At 69.4% G+C, this 25,137-nt stretch carries 19 protein-coding genes and 2 tRNA genes; 8 read left to right on the plus strand and 13 right to left on the minus strand.

Going from position 1 to position 25,137, the window contains the following annotated elements; genetic code table 11:
* Positions 1-64 precede the first annotated feature (64 nt).
* The 11 genes from ATJ97_RS11225 to dnaA all read right to left on the minus strand — a co-directional run bounded on the left by ATJ97_RS11225 (position 65) and on the right by dnaA (position 12,764).
* Positions 65-137 (minus strand) — tRNA-Ala (locus ATJ97_RS11225).
* A 29-nt stretch (positions 138-166) separates the two neighbouring features.
* On the minus strand, positions 167-304 hold the full coding sequence (locus ATJ97_RS19820; RefSeq protein WP_170037395.1) for a DLW-39 family protein: 138 nt from the start codon (positions 302-304) through the stop codon (positions 167-169).
* 49 nt (positions 305-353) lie between these two features.
* Positions 354-427 (minus strand) — tRNA-Ile (locus ATJ97_RS11230).
* Positions 428-553: 126 nt separating this feature from the next.
* Complete coding sequence (locus tag ATJ97_RS20815) at positions 554-901, minus strand: DUF3566 domain-containing protein (RefSeq protein WP_483866847.1); 348 nt, start codon at positions 899-901, stop codon at positions 554-556.
* A gap of 227 nt (positions 902-1,128) precedes the next feature.
* Positions 1,129-3,822, minus strand: a complete 2,694-nt coding sequence (gyrA, locus tag ATJ97_RS11240) for a DNA gyrase subunit A (RefSeq protein WP_425432786.1) — start codon at positions 3,820-3,822, stop codon at positions 1,129-1,131.
* Positions 3,823-3,924: 102 nt separating this feature from the next.
* Complete coding sequence (gene gyrB / locus ATJ97_RS11245) at positions 3,925-5,928, minus strand: DNA topoisomerase (ATP-hydrolyzing) subunit B (RefSeq protein WP_245862838.1); 2,004 nt, start codon at positions 5,926-5,928, stop codon at positions 3,925-3,927.
* Between the two features lie 297 nt (positions 5,929-6,225).
* On the minus strand, positions 6,226-6,861 hold the full coding sequence (locus ATJ97_RS11250; protein WP_098483818.1) for a DciA family protein: 636 nt from the start codon (positions 6,859-6,861) through the stop codon (positions 6,226-6,228).
* Complete coding sequence (recF, locus tag ATJ97_RS11255; RefSeq protein WP_098483819.1) at positions 6,854-8,083, minus strand: DNA replication/repair protein RecF; 1,230 nt, start codon at positions 8,081-8,083, stop codon at positions 6,854-6,856. The genes ATJ97_RS11250 and recF overlap by 8 nt, the downstream gene beginning before the upstream one ends.
* A gap of 34 nt (positions 8,084-8,117) precedes the next feature.
* A complete protein-coding gene (gnd, locus tag ATJ97_RS11260; RefSeq protein ID WP_098483820.1) occupies positions 8,118-9,128 on the minus strand; it encodes a phosphogluconate dehydrogenase (NAD(+)-dependent, decarboxylating) in 1,011 nt (336 codons plus the stop codon).
* Between the two features lie 98 nt (positions 9,129-9,226).
* Positions 9,227-10,357: a DNA polymerase III subunit beta gene (gene dnaN, locus ATJ97_RS11265; RefSeq protein WP_098483821.1), complete on the minus strand. Its 1,131-nt coding sequence runs from the start codon at positions 10,355-10,357 to the stop codon at positions 9,227-9,229.
* Positions 10,358-11,213: 856 nt separating this feature from the next.
* Positions 11,214-12,764: a chromosomal replication initiator protein DnaA gene (gene dnaA / locus ATJ97_RS11270; protein ID WP_425432752.1), complete on the minus strand. Its 1,551-nt coding sequence runs from the start codon at positions 12,762-12,764 to the stop codon at positions 11,214-11,216.
* Positions 12,765-13,153: 389 nt separating this feature from the next.
* On the opposite strand from dnaA, the gene rpmH reads away from it, so the two are divergent.
* The 8 genes from rpmH to ATJ97_RS11310 all read left to right on the plus strand — a co-directional run bounded on the left by rpmH (position 13,154) and on the right by ATJ97_RS11310 (position 22,482).
* A complete protein-coding gene (gene rpmH / locus ATJ97_RS11275) occupies positions 13,154-13,291 on the plus strand; it encodes a 50S ribosomal protein L34 (RefSeq protein WP_098483823.1) in 138 nt (45 codons plus the stop codon).
* 7 nt (positions 13,292-13,298) lie between these two features.
* A complete protein-coding gene (rnpA, locus tag ATJ97_RS11280) occupies positions 13,299-13,703 on the plus strand; it encodes a ribonuclease P protein component (RefSeq protein ID WP_098483824.1) in 405 nt (134 codons plus the stop codon).
* A gap of 62 nt (positions 13,704-13,765) precedes the next feature.
* A complete protein-coding gene (yidD, locus tag ATJ97_RS11285; protein WP_483866848.1) occupies positions 13,766-14,116 on the plus strand; it encodes a membrane protein insertion efficiency factor YidD in 351 nt (116 codons plus the stop codon).
* Positions 14,117-14,127: 11 nt separating this feature from the next.
* Positions 14,128-15,294 (plus strand): membrane protein insertase YidC, encoded by a 1,167-nt coding sequence (gene yidC, locus ATJ97_RS11290; protein WP_098483826.1) that lies wholly within the window; start codon positions 14,128-14,130, stop codon positions 15,292-15,294.
* A gap of 74 nt (positions 15,295-15,368) precedes the next feature.
* Entirely contained in the window at positions 15,369-15,896 is a 528-nt protein-coding gene (locus tag ATJ97_RS11295; protein WP_098483827.1) for a Jag family protein, read from the plus strand.
* Between the two features lie 4 nt (positions 15,897-15,900).
* Positions 15,901-16,548, plus strand: a complete 648-nt coding sequence (gene rsmG, locus ATJ97_RS11300) for a 16S rRNA (guanine(527)-N(7))-methyltransferase RsmG (RefSeq protein ID WP_098483828.1) — start codon at positions 15,901-15,903, stop codon at positions 16,546-16,548.
* A 3,283-nt stretch (positions 16,549-19,831) separates the two neighbouring features.
* The gene (locus ATJ97_RS11305) at positions 19,832-20,953 is read left to right on the plus strand and encodes an AAA family ATPase (RefSeq protein WP_098485409.1); all 1,122 of its coding nucleotides are present in this window, start codon (positions 19,832-19,834) and stop codon (positions 20,951-20,953) included.
* 656 nt (positions 20,954-21,609) lie between these two features.
* Positions 21,610-22,482, plus strand: coding sequence for a ParB/RepB/Spo0J family partition protein (locus ATJ97_RS11310; RefSeq protein ID WP_483866835.1), 873 nt, complete (start codon positions 21,610-21,612; stop codon positions 22,480-22,482).
* Positions 22,483-22,620: 138 nt separating this feature from the next.
* Here ATJ97_RS11310 and ATJ97_RS11315 read toward each other — a convergent pair whose 3' ends face one another.
* Together ATJ97_RS11315 and ATJ97_RS11320 are read right to left on the minus strand one after the other, a co-directional pair.
* Positions 22,621-23,577: a D-alanine--D-alanine ligase family protein gene (locus tag ATJ97_RS11315; RefSeq protein WP_098483830.1), complete on the minus strand. Its 957-nt coding sequence runs from the start codon at positions 23,575-23,577 to the stop codon at positions 22,621-22,623.
* A gap of 13 nt (positions 23,578-23,590) precedes the next feature.
* Positions 23,591-24,952 (minus strand): aminotransferase-like domain-containing protein, encoded by a 1,362-nt coding sequence (locus ATJ97_RS11320; RefSeq protein WP_098483831.1) that lies wholly within the window; start codon positions 24,950-24,952, stop codon positions 23,591-23,593.
* Between the last annotated feature and the right edge of the window lie 185 nt (positions 24,953-25,137).

Below are 25,137 nucleotides of genomic sequence, written 5' to 3' on the forward strand. Positions count from 1 at the left end.
CGAGTCGGCGCAGACGCGTGCACGAGTCGAGGCCGCGACCTCTGCAGGTCGCGGCCTCGTCCGGTGGAGCCAACGGGACTCGAACCCGTAACCCCCTGCTTGCAAAGCAGGTGCGCTACCAATTGCGCCATGGCCCCCTGCGCACCTGGCGGTGCGGGTGCTGCGGTCAGCGGGCGGGCGGCTGCTCGCCGAAGCTGTCCGTGACCTCTGCCCACAGGTCCCGCTCCTCGCGGTCCTGCCGAACCTTGATCCAGGCGACGTAGCCCGCGATCGCAGCCGCGGTCAGCATCAGTGCCTTCTTCACGTCGGTACCTCCTGTGATGCCCCTCGGGGCCCGCAGGGGCGGTACGGGGTGGGCCTAGCTGGACTCGAACCAGCGACCTCTTCCTTATCAGGGAAGCGCTCTAACCGACTGAGCTATAGGCCCCCGCCGACCCGGCAGGACCAGAAGATCCTTGGGGGGCGTGCGCTGTGCGCGGCAGCAAGACTATCCCAGAGCCCGCGCTCGTCCCAAACCGATCCCGGCCCGGGTGACGAGAGTCACGGGACCCGGTCAGTCGTCCGTCAGGGTCATGTGCAGGCCGCCGACGAGCGCGGCGACGATGTTGTACAGGAACGCCCCGATGGTGCCGAGCGCGGTCAGCAGCAGGATGTCCACGACGCCGACGATCGTGGCGAAGGACATGACCCGGTCGAACGCGAGGTAGTCCATCAGCTGCAGGAAGCTCTCCGACCCGATCGAGACGAGCAGGTCCTCGATGTCGGCGAACACCTGCATGGAGTCCAGCACGAACCACACCAGGGCCGCGGCGACGACGATCATGATGCCCAGCGCGACGGACAGCAGGAACGACAGCTTCATCGCCGACCAGGGGTCGATGCGGGAGACCGAGAGCCGCACGCGGCGCGGGCCGCCGGCGACCGGGGCCGGCCGCGCGGCGGTGCCGGGCGCCTCGCCCGCGGAGGTCGCGGACCGCGCGGAGCCGGCGGACGGCGCGTCACCCGCGTGGCCGCCCGGTGCCCCGAACCTGTCGGTGACGCTGCGGCGCAGCGTCTGCGTGCTCGAGCGGTCGTCGCCGGGCGGAGGTGGGGGCGGCGGGCTGCCGTCCCTACCAGGAGTGGTGCTGCTCATGCGTCTCCTCCGTCACTGCCGTCGGCGGCATCCTCAGGGGACGACGCTACCGCGTCGGACTCCTCCGCCGTCAGCGCTGCCGCGGCGGTGTCGCCGGACGTCGGCGTCTCCTCCGGGGTCGAGCCGGTGGCGGCGGTGTCGTCGGACCCGGCCGTCTCGCCGGTGGCGGGCGAGCCCTCCACGCCGACCTGCGCGTCGACCTCGCGCTGGACGTTGCGGGCGACGGCGATGATCCGGTCGCCCTTGTCCGGCCGGGCGAAGGTGACGCCCTGGGTGTTCCGGCCGGTCAGGTTGATCTCGTTGACGGCGGAGCGGACCACCTTGCCGCTCTCCATGATGACCATGACCTCGTCGTCGGGCCCGGTCAGCAGGGCACCGACGAGGTCACCGCGGGCCTCGACGAGGTTGGCGACCTTCACGCCGAGGCCGCCGCGGCCCTGGACGCGGTACTCGGAGACGTCGGTGCGCTTGGCGAAGCCGCCCTCCGTGACCACCAGCAGGGCGGAGTTCTCGTACCAGTCCTTCAGGACGTCCATCGCGAGGAGCTCGTCGCCGTCGCGGAACTTCATCCCCGTCACGCCGGAGGTGGCGCGGCCCATGGGGCGCAGCGCCTCGTCGGTGGCGGTGAACCGCAGGGACTGGCCCTTGCGGGAGACGAGGAGCAGGTCGTCCTCGGGGTTGACCAGACGGGCGGCGATGACGCGGTCGGGGTTGCCCTCGTCGTCCTCACGCAGGTTGATGCCGATGACGCCGCCGGAGCGGTTGGTGTTGTACTCCTGCAGGCGGGTCTTCTTCACCAGGCCGCGCTGGGTGGCCAGGACGAGGTACTCGGCCTGGTCGTAGTCGCGCAGGGCGACCACCTGGGCGATCGACTCGCCCGGCTGGAACGCGAGCAGGTTGGCCACGTGCTGGCCCTTGGAGTCGCGGCCGCCCTCGGGCAGCTCGTAGCCCTTGGCCCGGTACACGCGGCCGAGGTTCGTGAAGAACAGCAGCCAGTGGTGCGTCGTCGTGACCCCGAAGTGCTCGACGATGTCGTCCTCGCGGAGCTGTGCCCCCCGCACGCCCTTCCCGCCGCGGCGCTGGGACCGGTAGTTATCGGTCCTGGTGCGCTTGGCGTAGCCGCCGCGGGTGATGGTGACGACGACCTCCTCCTCGGGGATGAGGTCCTCGATGGACATCTCGCCGTCGAACGGCACGATCGTCGTGCGCCGGTCGTCGCCGTACTTGTCGACGATCGTGGTCAGCTCCTCGCCGACGATCTCGCGCTGCCGCTCCGGGGAGGCGAGGATCGCCTTGAAGTTCCGGATCTTCGCCTCCTCCTCCTGGTACTGGTCGAGGATCTTCTGGCGCTCCAGGGCCGCGAGGCGGCGCAGCTGCATGGTGAGGATCGCCTCGGCCTGGATCTCGTCGATGTCGAGGAGCTCCATCAGGCCGGTGCGCGCCTCCTCCACGGTGGGCGAGCGACGGATGAGGGCGATGACCTCGTCGAGGGCGTCGAGGGCCTTCAGCAGCCCCCGCAGGATGTGGATCCGCTCCTCCGCCTTGCGCAGGAAGAACCGCGTGCGGCGGACGATGACGTCGATCTGGTGGTTCACCCAGTGCCGGACGAAACCGTCCAGGCTGAGGGTGCGCGGCACGCCGTCGACCAGGGCCAGCATGTTGGCCGGGAAGTTGTCCTGCAGCTGGGTGTGCTTGTACAGGTTGTTCAGCACGACCTTGGCCACGGCGTCGCGCTTGAGGACGATCACGAGCTTCTGGCCGTTACGGCCCGAGGACTCGTCGCGGATGTCCGCGACGCCGGTGATCTTGCCGTCCTTGACGCCGTCGACGATCTTCTGGGAGAGCCGGTCCGGGTTGACCTGGTACGGGAGCTCGGAGACCACCAGGCACTGCCGGCCCTGGATCTCCTCGACCGTCACCACGGCGCGCTGGGTGATGGACCCGCGGCCGGTGCGGTACATCTCCTCGATGCCCTTGCGGCCCAGGATCATCGCCCCGGTGGGGAAGTCGGGACCCTTGATCCGGAGCATGAGCTCGCCGAGGAGCTCCTCCTTGGTGGCCTCGGGGTGCTCGAGGAACCACTTCACGCCCTCGGCCACCTCCCGCAGGTTGTGCGGCGGGATGCGCGTGGCCATGCCGACGGCGATGCCCTCGGACCCGTTGACCAGCAGGTTCGGGAACCGTGCCGGCAGGACGACCGGCTCCTGGTTGCGGCCGTCGTAGTTGTCCTGGAAGTCGACGGTCTCCGCGTCGATGTCGCGGACCATCTCCAGGGCCAGCGGCGCCATCTTGCACTCGGTGTACCGGGGGGCCGCGGCCCCGAGGTCGCCCGGGGAGCCGAAGTTCCCCTGGCCGGCGACGAGCGGGTAGCGCATCGACCACGGCTGGACCAGCCGCACCAGGGCGTCGTAGATCGAGGTGTCGCCGTGGGGGTGGTACTGCCCCATGACCTCCCCGACGACGCGCGAGCACTTGGAGAAGCTCGAGTCGGGGCGGTAGCCGCCGTCGTACATCGCGTACAGCACGCGGCGGTGCACCGGCTTGAGCCCGTCGCGCACGTCCGGCAGCGCGCGGGAGACGATGACCGACATCGCGTAGTCCAGGTAGGAACGCTGCATCTCGAGCTGCAGGTCCACCTGCTCGACGTGGTCGCGCAGGGCGACCACCGGGTCCTCGGTGCCCTCCGGCAGCTCGGTGGGTCCCTGGTCCTCGGGTGGCTGGGTCACGGGTGTCCTTCTCGTCTGGAGGTCGCGGCCGGTGCGCCGCGAGTGGTCCGGGTACTTCTACGGTGGCTAGATGTCCAGGAAACGCACGTCGTGGGCGTTGCGCTGGATGAAGCCTCTGCGCGACTCGACGTCCTCGCCCATGAGGATGGAGAACGTCTCGTCCGCGGCGGCCGCGTCGTCGATGGTGACCTGGCGCAGGGTGCGGGTCTCGGGGTTCATGGTGGTGTCCCAGAGCTCCTGGTCGTTCATCTCGCCCAGACCCTTGTAGCGCTGGATCCCGCTCTCCTTGGGCAGCCGCTTGCCGGCGCGCGCGCCCTCGGCGAGGAAGGCGTCCTTCTCCTTGTCGGAGTAGACGTACTGGTGCGGCGCGTTGGACCACTTCAGGCGGTACAGCGGCGGCTGGGCGAGGTAGACGTGGCCGTTCTCCACCAGCGGGCGCATGTACCGGAACAGCAGCGTGAGAAGCAGCGTCGTGATGTGCTGGCCGTCCACGTCGGCGTCGGCCATGAGCACGATCTTCCAGTAGCGCAGCTTCGCGATGTCGAAGTCCTCGCCGATGCCGCTGCCGAAGGCCGTGATGAGGGCCTGGATCTCCTGGTTCCCCAGCGCCTTGTCCAGACGCGCCTTCTCGACGTTGAGGATCTTCCCGCGCAGCGGCAGGATCGCCTGGGTCTCGGGGTCGCGGCCCTGGACGGCGGAGCCGCCGGCCGAGTCTCCCTCGACGATGAAGATCTCCGAGACCCGCGCGTCCCGGCTCGAGCAGTCCTTGAGCTTGCCCGGCATCGACGCGGACTCGAGCAGTCCCTTGCGGCGCGTGGCCTCCCGCGCCTTGCGGGCGGCCATGCGCGCGGCGGCGGCCTGCTGGGACTTGCGGAAGATGTCCCTGGCCTCACCGGGGTGGGAGTCCAGCCAGTCGCCGAGGTGGTTGTAGAGCTGGGTCTGGACGAAGGTGCGTGCCTCGGTGTTGCCGAGCTTGGTCTTCGTCTGGCCCTCGAACTGCGGCTCGCCGAGCTTGACGGAGATGACGGCGGTCAGGCCCTCCCGGATGTCGTCGCCGGTGAGGTTGTCGTCCTTCTCCTTGAGCATGCCCTTGTCGCGGGCGTACTTGTTCATGAGGGTCGTCAGCGCCGCGCGGAAACCCTCCTCGTGGGTGCCGCCCTCGGTGGTGTTGATCGTGTTGGCGTAGGTGTGGACGGCCTCGGAGTACCCGTTGGTCCACTGCATCGCGATCTCCACGGAGATGCGGCGTTCGGTGTCCTCCGCCTCCAGCGAGATGACCTCGGGGTGGACCAGCTCCACCTTCTTGGTGGAGTTCAGGTGCTTGACGTAGTCACGCAGCCCGCCCTCGTACATGTACGAGACCTCGCGGTGGCCGGTCCGCGCGTCGTCGCCGGGACCGGTCTCGTCGCCCGTGATCTCGTCGCCGGAGTCGGTGACGCCCGAACGCTCGTCCGTCAGGGTGATGCGCAGCCCCTTGTTGAGGAACGCCATCTGCTGGAAGCGGGCCCGGAGCGTCTCGAAGCTGTACTCGGTGGTCTCGAAGATGTCACCGTTGGCCCAGAACGTGACGCTGGTGCCGGTCTCCTCGGTCGGGTCCCCCTTGGCCAGCGGACCGGTGGGCACGCCGTCGACGAACCCCATGCGCCAGATGAACCCCTCCCGCCTGACCTCCACCTGGAGGCGGTGGGAGAGCGCGTTGACCACGGAGACGCCCACACCGTGCAGGCCGCCGGAGACGGCGTAGCCGCCGCCGCCGAACTTCCCGCCGGCGTGCAGGATCGTCAGCACGACCTCCACGGCCGGCTTCCCCTCCGACTCCACGATGTCGACCGGGATGCCGCGGCCGTTGTCGACCACCCGCACGCCGCCGTCGGCGAGCAGCGTCACCCCGATGTGGTCGCAGTAGCCGGCGAGCGCCTCGTCGACGGAGTTGTCGACCACCTCGTACACGAGGTGGTGCAGGCCCCGCTCGCCGGTGGAGCCGATGTACATGCCCGGGCGCTTGCGCACGGCCTCGAGACCCTCGAGGACGGTGATGTTGCCTGCGCCGTACTCCTGGGAGGTCGGCACGGTGCCGGGGCTGTGCGCCGACGGTGCCTCGGGTGCCGACTCTGCCGGGGGCAGGTCCTGGGTGGCAGTGTTCTCGGCAGCGTCAGCACGGTGGTCAGCCACAGTCGCAGGCTCTCCTCGTCTCGCGGGCAGCGCACCGAAAACCACCTGGCGCTCGGGCCGGGCGCGGGGCTACCGCTTGATCCCCTGGACGCGGGTTCGCGCCCCATGGGTGGGTCGCTCGATTCTACAGCGAACGGGCCGAAAACCACGAATATCCACAGGCGCTGTCCACAGGTGGACAGTGCCTGGCCGGCGTCAGCCGTAGGTGTCGCGCGGGCCGCGTCCGGGCACCGAGCGCCGGCCGTGCTTCCAGCTCGGACCACCCGGTCCGAGCACCGTGATCGAGGTGACCGTCCCCTCGCCGACCTCCTCGGCCAGCCGCCGCTCCAGCTGGGGCAGGAGCAGGCGGACCTGCGTCGCCCAGGCCGTCGAGGTGGTCCGCAGCACCAGCGCGCCCTCCTCGAAGGTCTCCACCTGGCAGTGGTCCGCCACCTGGTCCCCGACCACCTCGCGCCAGCGGCCGACGACGCCGCCCACGCTCAGGGGCACGCTCCAGCCCCGCTGGGTGAAGAGCCGGGCGGCGATGCCGCCGAGCGCCGCGGGGTCGCGCCGAGAGGGCCCCGGTCCGCTGATGCCGTACCCGAGGCCGGGTCCGGGCCGCCAGGCGCCGGGGGCGGGGGCGTCGTCGGCGACGTCGGTCGTGGGCTCCGCCGTCGTCCCCCGACGACGGCGTGGCGCCGGGGCGCGGTAGAGGCCCTTCGCGCGCGCCGCCTCCCGGGCACGCTCGAGGGCGATGCGGGCGACGGCGTCGCGGTCCTCGGTCTCGGACTCCTCCGCCGCGGGGGGCTCGAGGTGATCAGGCGTCTGGGCCGGTCCAGGTTCCTCAGGCACGGGTCACCTGCCCCTGGTGGACGGTGAAGCGGACGCCGGCGAGGGAGGCGGGGACGTCGTCGGGGACGGCGGCCGTGATGAGTACCTGCTGCGCGCCGGCGACCATCCCCGCCAGCCGCTCCCGGCGCCGGGTGTCGAGCTCGGCGAAGACGTCGTCGAGGATGAGGACCGGCTCGCCGTCCCGGCCCCACGGGGAGGTGTCGTCCGCCCGGAGCACCTCGTAGGAGGCCAGGCGCAGGGCGAGCGCGTAGGACCAGGACTCGCCGTGGCTCGCGTAGCCCTTGGCCGGGAGGCTGCCGAGGGAGAGCACCAGGTCGTCGCGGTGGGGGCCGACGAGGTTGGCGCCGCGCTCGATCTCGCGGTCCCGCAGGCGGCCCATGGCCTCGACCAGCCGGGTGGTCACGGCCTCGGTGTCGAGCAGTGCCTCCTCGCGCGCCTCGACGCCGGCGCGCGCCACATCTCCGGCCGCTCCGCCGTCGGCGAGCTCCTCCGCGGTCGGGTCGGGCACCTCGTCGACGACGTCGATGCTCGCCCGGTAGTCGATGCGGGCCGTCCCCTGACCGGCGCTGACCTGCTCGTACGCGGCCGCCACGTGGGGGCGCAGCGTGCGGACGAGCTTGGTGCGGGCGGTGACGAGCTGCGCGCCGGCCCGGGCAAGCTGGGCGTCCCACACGTCGAGGGTGGTCAGGTCCACGCGCCCACCGCGCCGACGTGCGGCGCCGGCCGACTTCAGCAGCGCGCCGCGCTGGCGCTGCACCTTGTCGTACTCCGAGCGGACCCCGGCCAGCCGGGGGGTGAGCAGAACGGTGAGCTCGTCGAGGAAGCGACGGCGCACGCCCGGGTCGCCCTTGACGAGCTCGAGGTCCTCGGGGGCGAACACCACGGTGCGCACCACGCCGAGGACGTCCCGGGTGCGGGCGGGGGCACGGTTGAGCCGCGCCCGGTTCGCCTTGCCGGCGACGATCTCGAGCTCCACCAGCGTGGGCCGTTCGCCGTGGAAGACCTTGGCGCGGACCACGGCACCGCCGGTGCCCTGACGCACGAGGGCGGCGTCGGCGGCGACGCGGTGGCTGGTGAACGTCGAGAGGTAGGCGACCGACTCCACCAGGTTCGTCTTGCCCTGGCCGTTCTGGCCGACGAAGGCGGTCACGCCGGGCTCGAGGGCGAGCACCACCTCCCGGTAGGAGCGGAAGTCGTTCAGGGCGAGGTCCGAGACGTACATCCTCGCCCTGCTCCTTCCTCGACTGCTCCTGGTGCTACTCGTTCGTGCCGTGCGCGGCCGCGGACGCGCCCGAACCGGGTCCGGCCCCTGAACGCGATCCGGCCACGGACCCGGTCTCCGCGGCGCCCCCCGGCGGGGTCGCGACCTTGGCGGCGCCGTCGGCGGCGTGGACGGCGTGGCCGCCGAACTGCTTGCGCAGCGCCGCGACCGCCCGCATGGCGGGCGAGTTGGGCTGGCGCGAGGAGAACCGCGCGAACAGCGCGGAGGAGATCACGGGGACCGGCACGGCGGCGTCGATGGCCTCGATGATGGTCCAGCGGCCCTCGCCGGAGTCGTCGACCCAGCCGGAGATGTCGTCCAGCCCCGGGTCCTCCTCGACGGCGCGGACCATCAGGTCGAGGAGCCAGGAGCGCACCACGGTGCCCCGGCGCCACGCGCCGAAGACCGCTCCGACGTCGGGGATGAGGTCGTCACGGGCCTCGAGGAGCTGGTAGCCCTCGGCGTAGGCCTGCATGAGGCCGTACTCGATGCCGTTGTGGACCATCTTGGCGTAGTGGCCGGCGCCGACGGGGCCCGCGTGGACGAAGCCCTCCTCGCGCGGGCCCTCGGGGCGCAGCGCGTCGAAGACCGGCATGAGGTGCTCGATGTCGTCGGCGTCGCCGCCGGCCATGAGCCCGTAGCCGTTCTCGCGGCCCCAGATGCCTCCGGACACACCGACGTCGACGTAGCGGATCCCCCGTTCGGCAAGGGTCTCCGCGTTCTCGCGGTCCTCCTCGAAGTGGGAGTTGCCGCCCTCGACGACGATGTCGCCGTCCTCGAGGACGCCGGCGAGCTCCTCCAGCACGGCGGCCGTGGGCGGACCGGCCGGGACCATCACCCACACGACCCGGCGCGGGCCGGGGAGCGTCGCCGCCAGCTCGGCGAGCGTGGCGACCTCGGTGTTCTCCGGGTTGGCGTCGTAGCCGGTGACCTGGATGCCGGCGTCTCGCAGTCGCTCGGCCATGTTGCCGCCCATGCGACCCAGGCCGACCATTCCGATGTGCATCTCGGCTCCCTCCGGGACATGCCCGCTCGTGCCCTTGCCGCGCCGCCGGGGGGCGGCGGGGTGCGGCGTGCTCCGTGGCCAGTCTGGCCCGGCGGGGCTCAGCCGGCGAACCGGATGGGCATGAGCAGGTAGCGGAACTCCGGGTCGTCGTCGCCCTCGAGCGAGCCCTGGCCGGTCATCACCGCGGGCTTGGACGGGTGGGTGAACGACATGCGCACGAACGGCGTCGTCAGGGCGCCGAGGCCGTCGAGCAGGTAGTGCGGGTTGAAGGCGGTGGTGATCTCCTCACCGGTCAGCGTCGCCTCGAGGGCCTCGGACGCCTGCGCGTCGTCGCCCTGACCGGCCTCGAGCACGACCTGCCCCTCGGAGAAGGTCAGTCGGATCGGGGTGTTGCGCTCGGCCACGAGGCTGACGCGCCGGGCCGCCTCGACGAGCACGTGCGTGCCGACGACGGCGTGGGTGGTGGTCGTCTCGGGGAAGAGGCGGCGCACGGGCGGGTAGTCGCCCTCGACGAGCAGCGACGTCGTGCGGCGGCCGCCGGCCTCGAAGCCGATGAGCGCCGCGGGCCCCTCGGTGGCCAGGGCGACGTTCACGGAGCCGGCGCTCGTCATGGACTTCGCGACGTCGGAGAGCGTGCGGGCGCGGACCAGCGCCGCGGAGCTGATCGACGGCGAGGCGGGGTGCCAGGTGAGCTCGCGCATGGCGAGGCGGTAGCGGTCGGTGGCCAGGAGCGTGACCTTCTCGCCCTCGATCTCCATGCGCACACCGGTCAGGAGCGGGAGCGTCTCGTCGCGGCTGGCGGCGATCGTGACCTGGGCGACGGCCTCGGTCAGGACACCGGCCTCGATGCTGCCGCTCACGTCCGGCATCCCCGGCAGGGCGGGGTAGTCGTCCACCGGCATGGTCAGCAGCGTGAAGCGGGACGCCCCGCAGGTCAGCACCACCTTGGAGCCGTCGAGGTCGACATCGACCGGCTTGGCGGGCAGGGCCTTGCAGATGTCGGCGAGCAGGCGGCCCGAGACGAGCACGACGCCGGCGGACTCGACGTCCGCGGGGACCTCGGAGCGGGCGGAGACCTCGTAGTCGAAGCTCGAGAGGGTCAGCGTCCCGTCGGCGTCGGCCTCGAGACGGACACCGGCGAGGACCGGGACCGGCGGGCGCGTGGGGAGGGAACGTGCCGTCCAGGTGACAGCCTCGGACAGGACGTCACGCTCGACCCTGAACTTCACGATGGATGACCTTCTCTCGATGACTCACTGAGGGCGCACGGAGCGCAGGCCAACCCTACGCGACCGAATCAACGGCCCGGTACCCGAATGACAAACCTGTGACCCCGAACTTCGGACTGGGCCGGTCCGGGCGTCGTTGGTCGTCCACATAACTCGCTCTCTATAGGTGTCTTCATCGTCATAGCCTGTGTGGAAACTGTGGAGAACCCGTATCTGTGCAGGTGGGGCGGTCGGAGCGGGTGTGGGCCGGTCCGTGGTCGTGCCTGTGCACCAAGGCTCGTGGCAGTGGATCGGAATTTCGTCCCCATCAGCCGTCCACCGAGACCTTGTCGTTCGTCCACGACAAGGTTCTGAGTTGTCCACCGCTATCCACAGCTTTGTGCACAGCTGTGAATCTCCACTACTAGGCCAGAACGTTCGCTGGCAAGTCCCCAGGGCTGGGGATCGTCCGCGCGGCGGCGGCGATGCGCGTCTTCCTGCGCTCAGGACGCTTCTGGTGATCCCCAATGTCGAGAGGTCGTCGACTTCACGTCCGGCAGTCACGAGCCCCGCTGCCGTGCGCGTCGTGCGGCGGTCAGTGAGGCGCGCGACGCAGCGAGCGCAAGAAGGACGACGTGGCGTGCACACAAGGAAGCGGCTCAGCGATCAGAAAGAAGAGCCAGTGCCGCGCTCAAAAAGCGGGGCGCAGGTGGAGACGGGCTCGTGTCCGCGCCAGAGCCGTGCCGGAGGTCACCGCCGGCGATCCGGCGGCCGCGGCGACCTCACTCCGGCGGTCACGAATGCGTGCGGCGGCCGCGTGTGGGTGCGGCGGCCGCGGATGGTCCGGCCCGCCGGGGCAGGCGCGGACGTGCGGAACCTAGGCGCCGCGTGCCTTCTGCTTGATCCGGTTCGTCAGTTCGGTCACTTGGTTGAAGGTGGAACGCTTCTCCGCCATCTGCTCGCGGATCTTGCGGTTCGCGTGCATGACTGTCGTGTGGTCACGGCCGCCGAAGAGCTGACCGATCTTCGGGAGAGAGAGGTCGGTGAGCTCGCGGCACAGGTACATCGCGATCTGCCGGGCGTTGACCAGCACCCGCGAGCGGTCGGCGGAGCACAACGCCTCGATCGAGACGGAGAAGTAGTTCGCCGTCTGACTCATGATCAGCGCCGGGGTGATGTCCTCGCCCTCGGGGTCGGTGATGAGGTCCTTGAGGACCATCTCGGCCAGGGACAGCTCGACCGGCTGGCGGTTGAGGTTGGCGAACGCGGTCACCCGGATCAGGGCGCCCTCGAGCTCGCGGATGTTGGTGGAGATGCGCGAGGCGATGTACTCCATCACCTCGTCCGACGCCTGGAGGTTCTCGTTGACGGCCTTCTTGCGCAGGATCGCGATGCGGGTCTCGAGGTCGGGCGGCTGCACGTCGGTGAGCAGGCCCCACTCGAACCGCGACCGCAGCCGGTCCTCGAAGCCGTTGAGCTGCTTCGGGGGCAGGTCAGAGGTGATCACGACCTGCTTGTTGTCGTTGTGGAGGGAGTTGAAGGTGTGGAAGAACTCCTCGACCGTCTGCTCCTTGCCGCCCAGGAACTGGATGTCGTCGATGAGGAGGACGTCGACGTTGCGGTAGCGCCGCTGGAAGTTCTCCGCCTTGTCGTCACGGATGGAGTTGATGAAGTCGTTGGTGAACTCCTCCGAGTTCACGTACCGCACGCGGATGCCGGGGTAGAGATTGCGGGCGTAGTGGCCGATGGCGTGCAGCAGGTGCGTCTTGCCGAGTCCTGACCCGCCGTAGATGAACAACGGGTTGTAGGCCTTGGCCGGAGCTTCCGCCACCGCTGTCGCGGCAGCGTGGGCGAAGCGGTTCGACGAGCCGGTGACGAACGTCTCGAAGGTGTACTTGGGGTTCAGCCGGGACGAGTCCACCGAGTTGTCGGCGGTCGAGGATCCGCGGTCCGCGCTGTTGCGGTGCGGGACCGGGCGCTCGTCGCCGGCTCGGGCCGGCGTACGCGCCGAGGGAGCGGACCGGAAATCGCCCGCGGGCTGTGTCCACAGGTCGTTCCCGGCTGGCGCAGCGCGGAAGTCGTTCCCGGTCGGCGGCGTGCGGAAGTCGTTGCCCGCGGGCGGGGTGGCCGGGCTCTGCGGCGACGACGGCGGAGGGGCGACGTCCAGCGAGGGGTCGACGGTGACGGCGAACCGGACGGGGGCACCGACGACCTCGCTGAGGGCCTCGGTGATCGGGATGCGCGCCCGTGTCTCGAGGAAATCCTTGGCGAAGTCGCTGGGGACTGCAAGGAGGATGGTGCCGTCGATGACGCCGAGGGGGCGGGTGAGCCCGACGAATGCGAGCTGTGCCCGGCCGATCTCACCACGGGTGGTCAGAAGCTCGACCGCACGCGTCCAGCTCTCGGCGATCGGTTCGTTCTCGGGCACTGCTCTCCCCCTGTGGCGGTGTGGGCTAGGAAGGCGAGTCTGGCACGGACCACGGGTCATCCACACGTTTCTCCACAAGTGTGGGTAGAACTACAGGTGTTCATCTGCGCGTCATGGAGCCGTTGCCGGAGGACGTGGGACGACTGCCGCTACACCCGTCGCGGGGGCAGCTGTCCACAGGATGTGTGTCTGGATCCACAGGACCGGAGGCGTCCGTGGCGTTTGACCCCCGATTCCGGCTCACGTACCGTAGGGAGGCCGTCTCGACGGATCTTGTGGTGTGCCCGCGGACCGCGTGCGAACCGTGAGTCCCGCACAGACGGGTCTGACCTGCACTGCCCGACCGTGGCGGGGCCTGACGAATCACCGATCGTTTTTGGAGTAATGCCGTGAGCAAGCGCACTTTCCAGCCGAACAACCGGCGCCGGGCCAAGGTGCACGGGTTCCGCCTCCGGATGCGTACCCGCGCCGGCCGCGCCATTCTCTCCGCGCGCCGTCGCAAGGGGCGTTCCGAGCTTTCCGCCTGAGACGACGGTGCTGCCCGCCCGGCATCGCATGCGTCGGTCGGACGACTTCACCGACGCCGTTCGCCGGGGTGCCCGTAGCGGTGGACGCCGTCTGGTCGTCCACCTACGAACGGGCGCGGAGACCAGCCTTACGCCGACGAGCGGCCGCGACGACCACGCGGCCCTCGTCGGCTTCGTCGTGCCCAAAGCTGTGGGAAACGCCGTCAGACGGAACGAGGTCAAGCGACGCCTGCGGGCATTGATGTCCGAGCGGGTCGGCCGTCTGGAGCACGACACACGTGTGGTGGTCCGAGCGCTTCCCGCGGCCGCCGGTGCGTCGAGCACGGAGCTCGCCCGGGACCTCGACAAGGCGCTTGCCGGCGCGCAGCGGCGCGGCGGCGTGCGAGCCGCCGCAGACCGGGGCGTGCGATGACGCGCAACGCTCACACCGCGGCCCGGGCTGCGTCGTCGTCCGACAGCCGCCCACGTAACCCGCTGACCTGGCTGCTTCTCGGACTTGTCCGCGTCTACCAGGCCGTCGTCTCGCCCTGGCTGCCTCCAAGTTGCAAGTACTACCCGTCGTGCTCGGCGTACGCGGTGACGGCGCTGCGACGGCACGGCGCCCTCAAGGGCACCGCGTTGGCGGCGTGGCGGCTCCTGCGGTGCAACCCCTGGAGCCTTGGCGGCGTGGATCACGTGCCACCGCGCGGACGATGGTCGAACGGCAGCACCCACGACGCCACGGCGAGTGGCGTTGAGCACGACTGTTCGGACGAGGGGCCCGTAACCCGTACCCTCGGTGCAGATACTCGGGGGGCGCGGTCTACCGCGCCGCAGGATCACTAGGAGCACACGGTATGGACTGGTTCGACACAATCCTGTACCCGATCAAGGTCGCCGTCGCGTGGATCATGGTCGGAGTGCACGACCTGCTCGTCGCGCTGGGGATGTCGGCCGGCTCGGGCTGGGCCTGGGTGCTCTCGATCGTCGGGCTGACGATCGTGATCCGAATCTTGATCATCCCGCTCTTCTTCAAGCAGATCAAAGCCGCTCGAGGCATGCAGCTAGTCCAGCCCGAGATGCAGAAGCTCCAGAAGAAGTACAAGGGAAAGACCGACCCTGCATCACGCCAGAAGATGCAGGAAGAGATGATGGCGCTCTACCGCGAGCACGGGACCAACCCGTTCGCGTCGTGTCTGCCGATCCTGTTGCAGATGCCCATCTTCTTCGCGCTCTTCCGGGTGCTGAACAGCCTCGGTCCGTTGTCCACCGGGGACTACCCCAAGGACTCGATCGGCCCGCTCACGCAGCAGCTGGCGGCGGAGGCGGAGAGTTCCACTCTCTTCGGCGCGCCCATCTCCGCCACCTTCCTGTCCTCGGATCTGACGTCGGTCAAGATCGTCACCGTCTTCCTCATCATCCTGATGTCGGTGACGACGTTCCTGACCCAGCGTCAGCTGACCATGAAGAACATGCCGGCGTCCGCGCTGGACAACCCGATGGCACGGCAGCAGAAGATGCTGATGTACATCCTGCCGCTGGTCTTCGCCTTCTCGGGCGTCAACTTCCCGATCGGTGTGCTCATCTACTGGTCCGTGTCGAACCTGTGGTCGATGGGCCAGCAGTTCTACACGATTCGCCGGCAGCCGGCGCCCGGGTCTGAGGCGCACAAGGCGCGCCAGGAGCGCCTTGCCAAGAAGCGCGCGCGGAAGGGCCTGCCTCCGGAGACCGAGGAAGAGAAGGCGGTCGCTGTGGTTGAGGAGCCGCGCGGGCAGCGCGTGCAGCCCAAGCGCAAGGACCGTGCGAAGAAGAGCGGGCCCGCCGGCACGACTCCCGTACCGAGCGCCGCATCGGCAGCCGACGACGTGGACGAGGACGACGAGGCGCTGGCTGCCCGGGTTGGCAAGGATGGCCTGACCCCCGAGGAACGGGCTCAGAAGCGGTACGACGAGCGGGCTGCGCAGCGCCGTGCAGCGGCCGCCAGGCGTAAGGCTCAGGCCAAGAACCAGGGCAAGAAGAACTAGCAACCGCGCCTTCCGGGCGCACGCGAACCACTGGACCGCCGGCGCGGCGGTCAGGCACGAGAAAAGGGAACACCGTGAGCGAGGACGAGAAGGCCGGCGTCGAGACCCCCCGACCCGCGAGTTCCGAGACGATCAAGCGCCTCGAGGAGGAGGGCGAGATCGCCGCCGACTACCTGGAGGAGCTGCTCGACATCGCCGACCTCGACGGCGACATCGACATCGACGTGGATCACGGGCGTGCAGCCGTGGAGATCGTCTCCGAGGAGGACGGTTCGCGCTGGCTCAAGCGTCTCGTCGGCAAGGACGGCGAGGTGCTGGACGCGATGCAGGAGCTCACCAGGCTCGCGGTCCAGGCCAGGACCGGCGAGCGGAGCCGTCTCATGCTGGACATCGCCGGCTACCGCAAGGGCCGCCGTCGGGAGCTCGCCGAGATCGCCGAGCAGGCGATCCGCGAGGTTCGCGCGTCGGGATCGCGGCAGGCGCTGCCGCCCATGAACCCGTTCGAGCGAAAGGTTGTGCACGACGTCGTTGCCGCCGCCGGACTGGTCAGTGACTCCGAGGGTGTCGAGCCCGAGCGTCACGTGGTCATCCATCCGGCGTGATCCGATGACGAGTTCCGCGGACGAGGCCGTCGAGACCCCCTCGGAAGCAGTGCGCGAGCTGTTCGGGCTCTCGTGGGCGCCGATCCAGCACTTCGCGGAGATGCTCGTCGAGGAGGGTGAGCTGCGCGGTCTGATCGGGCCGCGGGAGCTGCCGCGTCTCTGGACCCGGCACATCGTCAACTCCGCTGCGGTCGCCCCATTCATCGGTGAGGAGAGAACTGTGGCCGACGTCGGGTCGGGCGCCGGGTTCCCGGGTGTCGTGCTGGCCATCATCCGGCCCGACCTCGAGGTGCACCTGATCGAGCCGATGGAGCGCCGAGTCGCCTGGCTGACGGACGTCGTCGAAGAGATTGATCTCGACAATGTCACGGTGGTTCAGGCGCGGGCAGAGGAGTTGCACGGCAAGGCGTCATACGACGTCGTCACCGCGCGGGCCGTTGCGGCTCTCGACAAACTTGCTCGATGGACTCTCCCGCTGGCGAAGCCAAGGGGACGCGTGGTCGCGTTGAAAGGCCAGCGCGCGGAGGACGAGGTCGAGAAGGCCAAGTACGTCGTCAAGAAGCTTGGCGGGCGGGAGGCTCGGATCGAGACCGTGCACCCAGCGCGCGGCGAGGAAAGCACTACGATCGTAGTGATCGATAAGTATCGATGAGCGATTGTGTCGACTGGGAGTCGCCGGAGGCACATTAGGCGGGCGCAGTCTGCGACTCACGTCCCGTCCATGGGGCAGTCGACGCTGACGACCGCGCCGACCGCGACACGGAACGGCGAGCTCGGCTCCTCGTCCTCGGCGGCGGCCTGTTTGCCTCACCCCATTCGCTGGGAGGGTGCATCTCGATCGGTACTTGCGGGCATGTCGGCTCACGTCTGTCCGGTGTAGGCCCGGCTAGGCTTCCGTCCACGCAAGCTGCAAGTGTTGAGTGAGCTACGCAGAAGCAAGCGCCCCGGCGGGATGGCCTGCGTATGCGCGCTCGTTTTGACGACCTGTGTAGTCCTCGAGCGGCATGTGCGCTCTTAGGTCTCCCGGTTCCCGACCGATCGACCTACTACTGCCGGGGCCGTGGCCGGTGTTCAATGCCCACTGGCATCCTGCGCCGCGGACGCCAGGGCGAAAATGGCCGGCCGTTTCACGTGAAACCTGCGGTGTCTGCAAAATAACGTGCGATGTCGCGCGGGCGTCGCCGATGCGGGCCAGCCAAAGCAGCGCGCCAGGAACCCTGCGGTCGTCAGGATGTGCCGTTTCATATGGGGCGCGACGGTTGTGGGCGGACCATGTGAGAGAGGAGAACCAGATCGCGCCGGCCGCTTCGCTGCCGGCGCGGCCCGTTCCTGTCACGCGCTGGCGACGGCGGCACGGATCGCCCGATCCACCCGGCTAATGGCCAATTCGTATGGACAACTACTGTTCGGAGCGGTCTAGCGTAGCCGCTGCTTCGCTCCGCGTGCTGTCGCGGCGAAGCTTCCCTGGGTTGCGGGAGCAAAGCCCCGGTACGGGCCGGTTTCACGTGAAACCGGCCGGGGCCAGCGTGGGGGCGATCCGGTCCGTGATCGCTCAGACGGTTAGATGGGCCGACCCGCCAGGGCCGGCAGCGATTAGGTGCGCCGCCGCCTGTCCCGACCGGTCACAACCGTGGGCGCGGCCGAGCTCCACCACGGGTCAGAGAGCGAGCGGGCAAAAGGCGCGAGCGTGGGTTCGGCTGTGTGGCTTGTTCGCCGGTCGGCGCCAGCGCCTGCTCACGCACGGCCACCAGCACATGCCGCTCGCCGAATTTGCGATCAATCGGACGCCGGTTTCACGTGAAACGGCCCCCACTGTCCTGCCGTGGGTGTACCTGCACGCGCAGTTGCCTTTGTGGGACTTCGTCCGGACGCCCTCATGCTGGTTGCTGCCCGCCAGTAGGCCCGGCGGACTGGCCGCGTATAGGGAGTACTCCTCTTCATCTTTGGCTAGGCGTAGGCGGATCGGCGCGTACCGGGGCAGCCGCTACCACAGCGATTCGCCCCGTCCATTCTGTGCGGGCCTCGCCCTGTTTGCCGCATGAGCGCGTCTACGGGGAAGTCCCTCAGTTGGCATCGCCTCCGGATATGCGCGGGCGCAGTGTTGGCGCCTCTTTCGAGTCGGCAAGGGAAGAACGGCGGGGTGGTCGCGGTTTCACGTGAAACGCACGGGCGAGCGGGGCAGCCGGCCGCGGTCCTACTGGAAGGACGAAGGTCGGCTGTCTATTGCCTTCCTGAGTTCGTGGGCTCCTGAGTTCCGCGCTTTCCGTTGTGCCGCAGTTGCTAATAGCAGCCACGGCGGCGGCCGTGGCCAGCCCGGCTAGCCGAGTGATCTAATGAACTACCAGCCGCATAGTTTGATCAGGCGGGGAGTAAAGGGCCGGGCGTTTCGATCCGGCGGCTCCCGGCCCCGTTTCACGTGAAACCGAGCCCCGCTGCCAACCCCATGGGTACGCGCCACGCGCGCTCGCTGACTTGTGCGTCGTCCACTGGTGGCGCGTCGGATGCCCGGACGGAATCGTTCCGAGCTTGAGAGCCGCTGCGCGCAGCGAGAGCCGGAACCTCAGGGACACGGCGCGGCCTGGTGGTGTAGTTCCGGGGCTGGGATACCAAAAGGGCCGTGGCCGTACCGCGAAGGCAAGGGGGCCGATACAGCGGTCGCGGGCGCGCTTACGTGCCCCTCCGGAAGTGACGCTGGTTCCACGTGACACGACGGAAAGGCGGTCCTGGCTGCAGCGTCTGGGATTTGAAATGGGCAGGGACGGAGCGGTGGACGCAAAGGGCCTTCGATGCTGCGGAGAAGTGTGTAGTTCCTGCGTCCCTCCTTGCGTGTTGCTTGTTCCACGTGAAACACCGGATACCGGTCCTCCCCGAGGGGGGCGGGGGAACACGATGTGGCCGTGCGGTGCCGCGGGGAAAAGGGCTTCGATACAGCCGATAAGTGTGGAGTTCCTGCGCCGCTCCTAGCGTGGTGCTGATTCCACGTGAAACACCGGAGATGCCCGTAAAACGCACGCTCCTCAGCGCCGGGCGCTTTTTAGCCGGCAATGGCCACCCCGCCCAGGAGCCCCTCTCCTCCTGGCGACGCAGGGCCCGACTAGGAGTTGTCTGCTTCCAGACCGCGACGCTCGGCTCAGCGATCAGTTACATGCCTCCCTCGTGAACCGGGAAGTGTCGCCTCGGTTTGTGCGACGGTGACAGGCGGGAGGGGGCTGTGCCCCCGCGGCTTCGTGGCCACGTGCGGCCCGTTCGATGTGGAACAGAAGCGGCGCGACTTTATGAAGGGCAATCACTTCCGCCAGCGTCCCGGCTGGCTTACTAAAGCACTGTGAGGGTAGTGCCCTCCACTAATCCCTCATAACGATTGCGGCGGCCATTCCCCATCCAATCGGTGCGCGGCGGTGCGTGCCGCCTCGACCCCGGCGAAGAGCACTCCCCAGAGGGACACAGCCCTCACGTCCATCTGAGTCTTCGTTTCACGTGAAACCCACCGTCGACACCCGTCCCCGTATCAATAACATCGCCGAGAGACCGTCCTGAAGACGGTGGCGGGCAGTCGGGACTCGGCGCCATCACGGGACACTCGCGTTTAGCTTCGCGATATCGCAACCGCGCGGCTAGACGGTGACGAGGATGCGCCTTCAAATTCGCAGCGCAGGGCCAACGGCGACGGGCAGTCGAAATGCCGGTTCCACGTGAAACACAGCGGCGGAGCGGGCTCTAAGTAGCGGCTCGAAGCCCAACTTCGTCTCCGTGGGCTTAGACGTCAGTCAGGAGCGGGCAGCCTGGAGCCGGGGCGCGGTGTCTTGGCCATCAGGGCGGATCTGCGATACCAAAGGCTCTCCCAGGGCCAGCAGGTGCCTGGCACCGCGCAATGAGTGGCGAGTCGTTCCAAGGTGAGACGTCGGTTTCACGTGAAACCCGACTCGCTGTGGACAATGCGGGGGCCCGGCGCGATACGCAATTACGATGTGGACCAGGCATCACTATCGAGTGAAGGGGACGCTGTGCCTCAGGACGAACAACGTGGCTCAGAAGGTATCGCCGCAGGTCAGAGCCTTGCCGGCCCGGACGAGCGACGGCGGGCCGCCCTTCTTCGGAGCGTGCCGGAAGCAGACGAGACGACTCCCCTCGCAGCACAGCTGGCAGAAGACGTCCGCCGGCGGATAAAGCTGCAGGGGGCCGTCTTCCCCAGCCCGAGCGAACCCCGCGTCTTTACCATCGCTAACCAGAAGGGCGGCGTGGGCAAGACCACCACGACCGTAAACGTGGCCGCTGCCCTGGCGATGGGCGGCCTGAACGTGCTGGTGATCGACAACGATCCCCAGGGCAACGCTTCGACTGCCCTCGGCATTGATCACCACTCGGGCGTGCCATCGATCTACGACGTCATCATCGACGACGTACCGCTCGGCGATGTGATCCAACCGTGCGAAGCCGTCCCGGGTCTCTTCTGCGCTCCTGCGACGATCGACCTCTCGGGCGCTGAGATCGAGCTCGTCTCGATGGTCGCGCGCGAGAACCGGCTAAGGAACGCGATCCGCGATCACGTGCTGTGGCGCGAGCGCGAGGGCCTCAAGCCCTTTGACTACGTGCTGATCGACTGCCCGCCCAGTCTCGGTCTCCTCACCATCAACGCGTTCGTCGCGGCACGCGAGGTACTCATCCCCATCCAGTGCGAGTACTACGCGTTGGAGGGGCTGACCCAGTTGTTGAAGAATATCGAGCTGATCCGCGGTCACCTGAACCCTGATCTACACGTGTCGACGATCCTGCTCACGATGTTCGACGGTCGGACGAACCTGGCCCGAGAGGTGGCCGAAGAGGTTCGGTCGCACTTCCCTGACGAGACGATCGAGTCGACGATTCCCCGCTCGGTCCGGATCTCCGAGGCGCCCAGCTACGGGCAGACCGTCCTGACTTACGACGGAGGATCCACCGGTGCGCTCGCCTACCGGGAGGCAGCCCAGGAGATCGCGGAGCGCGGCGCCTTGACGACCACGGACCACCAGGGGCGTGGTCAGCAGAACACGGCCGAGGCCGAGAAGGAGAACCGATGAGCGAGAAGCGACGCGGACTTGGGCGTGGGATCGGTGCGCTGATCCCCAGCGCGCCGCCGCAGCCCGCTGCCGACGCCGCCGCTACCGACGGTCCGGTGGCAACGGCGACCGTGGCTCGACCCATGGATGTGTTCTTCGCTGCCTCGACGACCTCGGCCTCCTCCGCCGAGGAGGTGCCGGCGACCGATGCCGAGACCGGCGACGGGCGGGCACCACAGCGACGTGCACCGCGCTCGGCAGCGGCCAGGTCCCTGATGGAGCCCGACAAGTCGCGCTCCCGGAGCAAGAGCACAACATCACGGAAGCGCGTCACCGACCGGAAGTCCTCCGCGTCGGCCGACGAGGCGTCCGCAACCTCTGCCCCGACGCCGAACGCCGGCCCCGCCGCTGAAGCGACACCCGTAGCGGACGACTCAGTCGTGGCGGCAGAGCCCGTTGAGTCAGCCGGCAAGACAGCCACCGAGGGCCTCCCGGAGGTGCCGCCGTCGGACGTTGTGGCGTCGGGTGTGTCGTCGACCGCGGACGTTGCTTCCGACGGGGCCACAACGGACGAGGTCAGCTCGGTAGACCGCACCCCAGGAGACGACACCCCGGGAGACGACACCGCGGGAGACGACACCCCGGGGGACGCTGCCTCGACCGACACGGCGACGACCGTGCAGGAGCAAGCTGACGACGGCGGTCTCCTCCCGGTTCCGGGAGCCACCTTTGCCGAGGTCCCCGTCGACCTCATCGTGCCCAACACGCGGCAGCCACGGCAGGTCTTCGACGAGGAGGACCTCGACGAGCTCGCCGCCTCCATCCGGGAGGTCGGCGTCCTCCAACCGGTGGTCGTGCGGCCGCTGCAGGGCGCGTCGGCGGACGGCCCGCAGTACGAGCTCATCATGGGCGAGCGCCGGTGGCGCGCCTCCCAGCAGGCGGGGAACGACACCGTTCCCGCCATCATCCGCGACACCGGCGACGGGCAGCTCCTGCGCGACGCCCTGCTCGAGAACCTTCATCGTGCCGACCTCAACCCTCTTGAGGAGGCGGCCGCGTACCAGCAGCTGCTCGAGGACTTCGGCTGCACCCACGACGAGCTGGCGTCCCGCATCGCCCGCTCACGACCGCAGATCTCGAACACGCTCCGCCTCCTGAAGCTGCCCCCGCTGGTGCAGCGTCGCGTGGCGGCCGGCGTGCTGTCGGCGGGGCACGCCCGTGCCCTCCTCGGCCTCTCCGACGGTGCGGCGATGGAGCGCCTGGCCCAGAAGATCGTGGCGGAGGGGCTCAGCGTCCGTGCGACCGAGGAGATCGTCGCCCTCGGGGACGAGCCGGTGGCCCCGGAGATGCGCCGCCGCCCGCGGGCGAGTGCGCACGCCGAGGACCTCAACCGCCTTGCCACGCGCCTGGCGGATCGGCTCGACACCCGGGTCAAGGTCAACCTCGGTCAGCGCAAGGGTCGGATCGCGATCGAGTTCGCGAGCGTGGAGGACCTCAACCGGATCCTCGACGTGCTGGCGCCCGGCGAGGAGCACATCTCAGCGAGCTAGCCGGGAGCAGCATGACGAGGAGCCCCTTCCGACCGCGGAAGGGGCTCCTCGTCATTCAGGCGTCGGCGCATTCCAGACCCGGGCCGAGGCGCTGCGGGATGCCTGGCCTTGGGCGGTCATGGAGGCGTCGGGTGGATCTCAGCCCCGGAGCGCCGCCCGGACCAGAGAGACGTAGAGTTCGCCCGTGCTCGACTCCCCGGCCTGTGCCGCCTGCGGGAACAGGGAGGTCTCGGTCATGCCGGGCGCGACGTTGATGTCCAGGAACCAGGCCACGCCATCGTCGTCGAGAATCATGTCGGTTCGCGACAGGTGTCGAAGACCGAGGCTGCGATGGACTGCCACGGCGAGGTCCTGGACGGTGCGTGTCTGAGTCTCGTCGAGGCGTGCCGGCACGAAGTACTCGCTGCGGCCCGGGTTGTAACGCGCGTCGTAGTCGTACGGGCCCTCGGTCACGATCTCCACGGCCGGCAGCGCCTGCGGCCCGTCCCCGAGGTCGACGACGGACACCGCCACCTCGGTGCCGCGCACGGCGCGCTCGAGGAGGGCCTCGTCCCCGTACGCGAAGCAGGCGACCATGGCCTCGGGCAGGTCCTCGGATCGCTCGACGACCGTCACTCCCAGCGCCGAGCCGCCGCCGGCGGGCTTGACCACCAGCGGCAGCCCGATCTTCCGCTCGACGGCCGTGAGCAGCGTGCGAGCACCCACCTCCCGGAAGAGCGACTGCGGCAGGGCGGCGTGGTCCGGCGTCGGGAGACCGGCCTGGCGCAGGAGCGCCTTGGCGACCGGCTTCTGCGAGGCGAGCCGGCAGGCGGCCGCCTCGCTCCCGACGAACGGGAGGTCCAGCAGCCCGAGCAGGTCCTGCAGCGAACCGTCCTCGCCCGTGGAGCCGTGCACCAGCGGCCAGACGACGTCCGGCCGGAGCTCGTCGAGGCGGGGCACCAGGTTGGCGTCGACGTCCAGCACGTGCACCTTCACACCCTCGTCGCGCAGCACGCCGGCGACGCGGCGCCCGGAGCGCAGCGAGACGTCACGCTCGTGGGACAGGCCGCCCGCCAGGATGGCGACGGTGAGCTCGCTGGTGGGCTGGTCGGACATCGATACCTCTTCCTCAGACCTGGTCCGGTGACGGGAACTCGACGGAGTCGCCGACGCGGCCGTGCGGAGCGGTGCCGAACATCTTCACCAGCTCGCTCTCGGCATGGACGACGGTCGCGAGGCGACGCACACCCTCGCGGATGCGCTCCGGCGTCGGGTAGCAGAAGGACAGGCGCACGTGGTCCCGGCCCTGCCCGTCGGCGTAGAAGGCGGTGCCGGAGACGTAGGCGACGAGGTTGGTCACGGCCCGCGGGAGCATGGCCTGGGCGTCGAGGCCCTCGGGCAGGGTGACCCAGGTGTAGAAGCCGCCGTCGGGGACGGTCCAGGAGCACTCGGGGAGGAACTCCGCGAGCGCGCCGAGCATGGCGTCGCGCCGCTCCCGGTACATCGAGCGGTACTGCTTGACCTGCCCGTACCAGTCGTAGGTGGAGAGATAGGTGGCGATGGAGAGCTGGCCCATCATCGTGGGCGAGAGGATCGCCGACTCGCTGGCGAGCACCAGCTTCTCCCGGACGGCGTGCGGGGCGAGCGCCCACCCCACCCGGTACCCGGGGGCGAACGTCTTCGAGAACGACCCGAGGTAGACCACGCCGTCGGAGTCGAAGCTCTTCAGGGCGGGCAGCGGGTCGGCGTCGAAGCCGAGCAGGCCGTACGGGTTGTCCTCGAGGATCAGGACGCGGTGGCGGCGGCAGATCTCCACGATCTGGGGGCGCCGCTCGAGGGAGAGCGTCACGCCGGCCGGGTTGTGGAAGTTCGGCACGGTGTAGAGGAACTTGACCCGGCGGCCCGCCCGGGCCAGCTCGGTGAGGGTGCGGTCGAGCTCCTCGGGCACCAGTCCGTCGTCGTCCATGGGGACGTGGACCACGTCCGCCTGGTAGGCGCGGAAGACGCCGAGCGCGCCCACGTAGCTCGGGGCCTCGGCCACGACGACGTCGCCCGGGTTGATGAAGATCTCGGTGACCAGGTCGAGCGCCTGCTGCGACCCCGTGGTGACGACGACGTCGTCGGGGTGGGCGTGGATGTGGTCGTAGCGCATGACCTCGACGATCTGCTCGCGCAGCTCCTCCTCGCCCTGGCCGCCGCCGTACTGCAGTGCCCGCGCACCGCGCTCGCGCAGCAGCTTCGCAGTCATCTCGGCGAGGAAGTCGAGCGGGAGCCCGTCGATGTTCGGCATGCCGCCGGCGAGCGAGACCACCTCGGGCCGGTTGGCGACGGCGAACAGCGACCGCACCTCGGAGGCGCGCATGCCGTGGGCCCGGTCGGCGTAGCTGGAGAACCAGGGGTCGAGCCGGGTGCCGGCGCGGGCGGCGGCAGCGGCGGCGACCTCGTGCCCGCTGTGCTCGCCCTGCCCTGCCTGCGCACCCTGTGCGTTCATCCCTAGCTCCCTGACGTCGTCACGACGGCGACGCGGCTCGTCACCGTCCCGTGCAGTCTGCCACCGCGGTGGACGAGGTCGCCGCGAGCGACGCCAGTTGGGCGCGTCGTCGGTCCTCCGGCACGGAACGACGCCCCCGTCGCCCCGGCACAGAACGACGTCGCCCCCGTCTCCCGGGAAGTCCG

Source organism: Georgenia soli (assembly GCF_002563695.1).
Classification (GTDB): domain Bacteria; phylum Actinomycetota; class Actinomycetes; order Actinomycetales; family Actinomycetaceae; genus Georgenia; species Georgenia soli.

Excerpts from the sequence above, each read along its gene's own strand:
- recF (WP_098483819.1), bottom strand. The coding sequence starts at position 8,083 with ATGTACGTCTCGGACCTCGCCCTGAACGACTTCCGCTCCTACCGGGAG.
- gnd (WP_098483820.1), bottom strand. The coding sequence starts at position 9,128 with ATGCACATCGGAATGGTCGGCCTGGGTCGCATGGGCGGCAACATGGCC.
- yidC (WP_098483826.1), top strand. The coding sequence starts at position 14,128 with ATGGACTGGTTCGACACAATCCTGTACCCGATCAAGGTCGCCGTCGCG.
- rsmG (WP_098483828.1), top strand. The coding sequence starts at position 15,901 with ATGACGAGTTCCGCGGACGAGGCCGTCGAGACCCCCTCGGAAGCAGTG.
- ATJ97_RS11305 (WP_098485409.1), top strand. The coding sequence starts at position 19,832 with ATGCGGGGGCCCGGCGCGATACGCAATTACGATGTGGACCAGGCATCA.
- ATJ97_RS11315 (WP_098483830.1), bottom strand. The coding sequence starts at position 23,577 with ATGTCCGACCAGCCCACCAGCGAGCTCACCGTCGCCATCCTGGCGGGC.
- ATJ97_RS11320 (WP_098483831.1), bottom strand. The coding sequence starts at position 24,952 with ATGAACGCACAGGGTGCGCAGGCAGGGCAGGGCGAGCACAGCGGGCAC.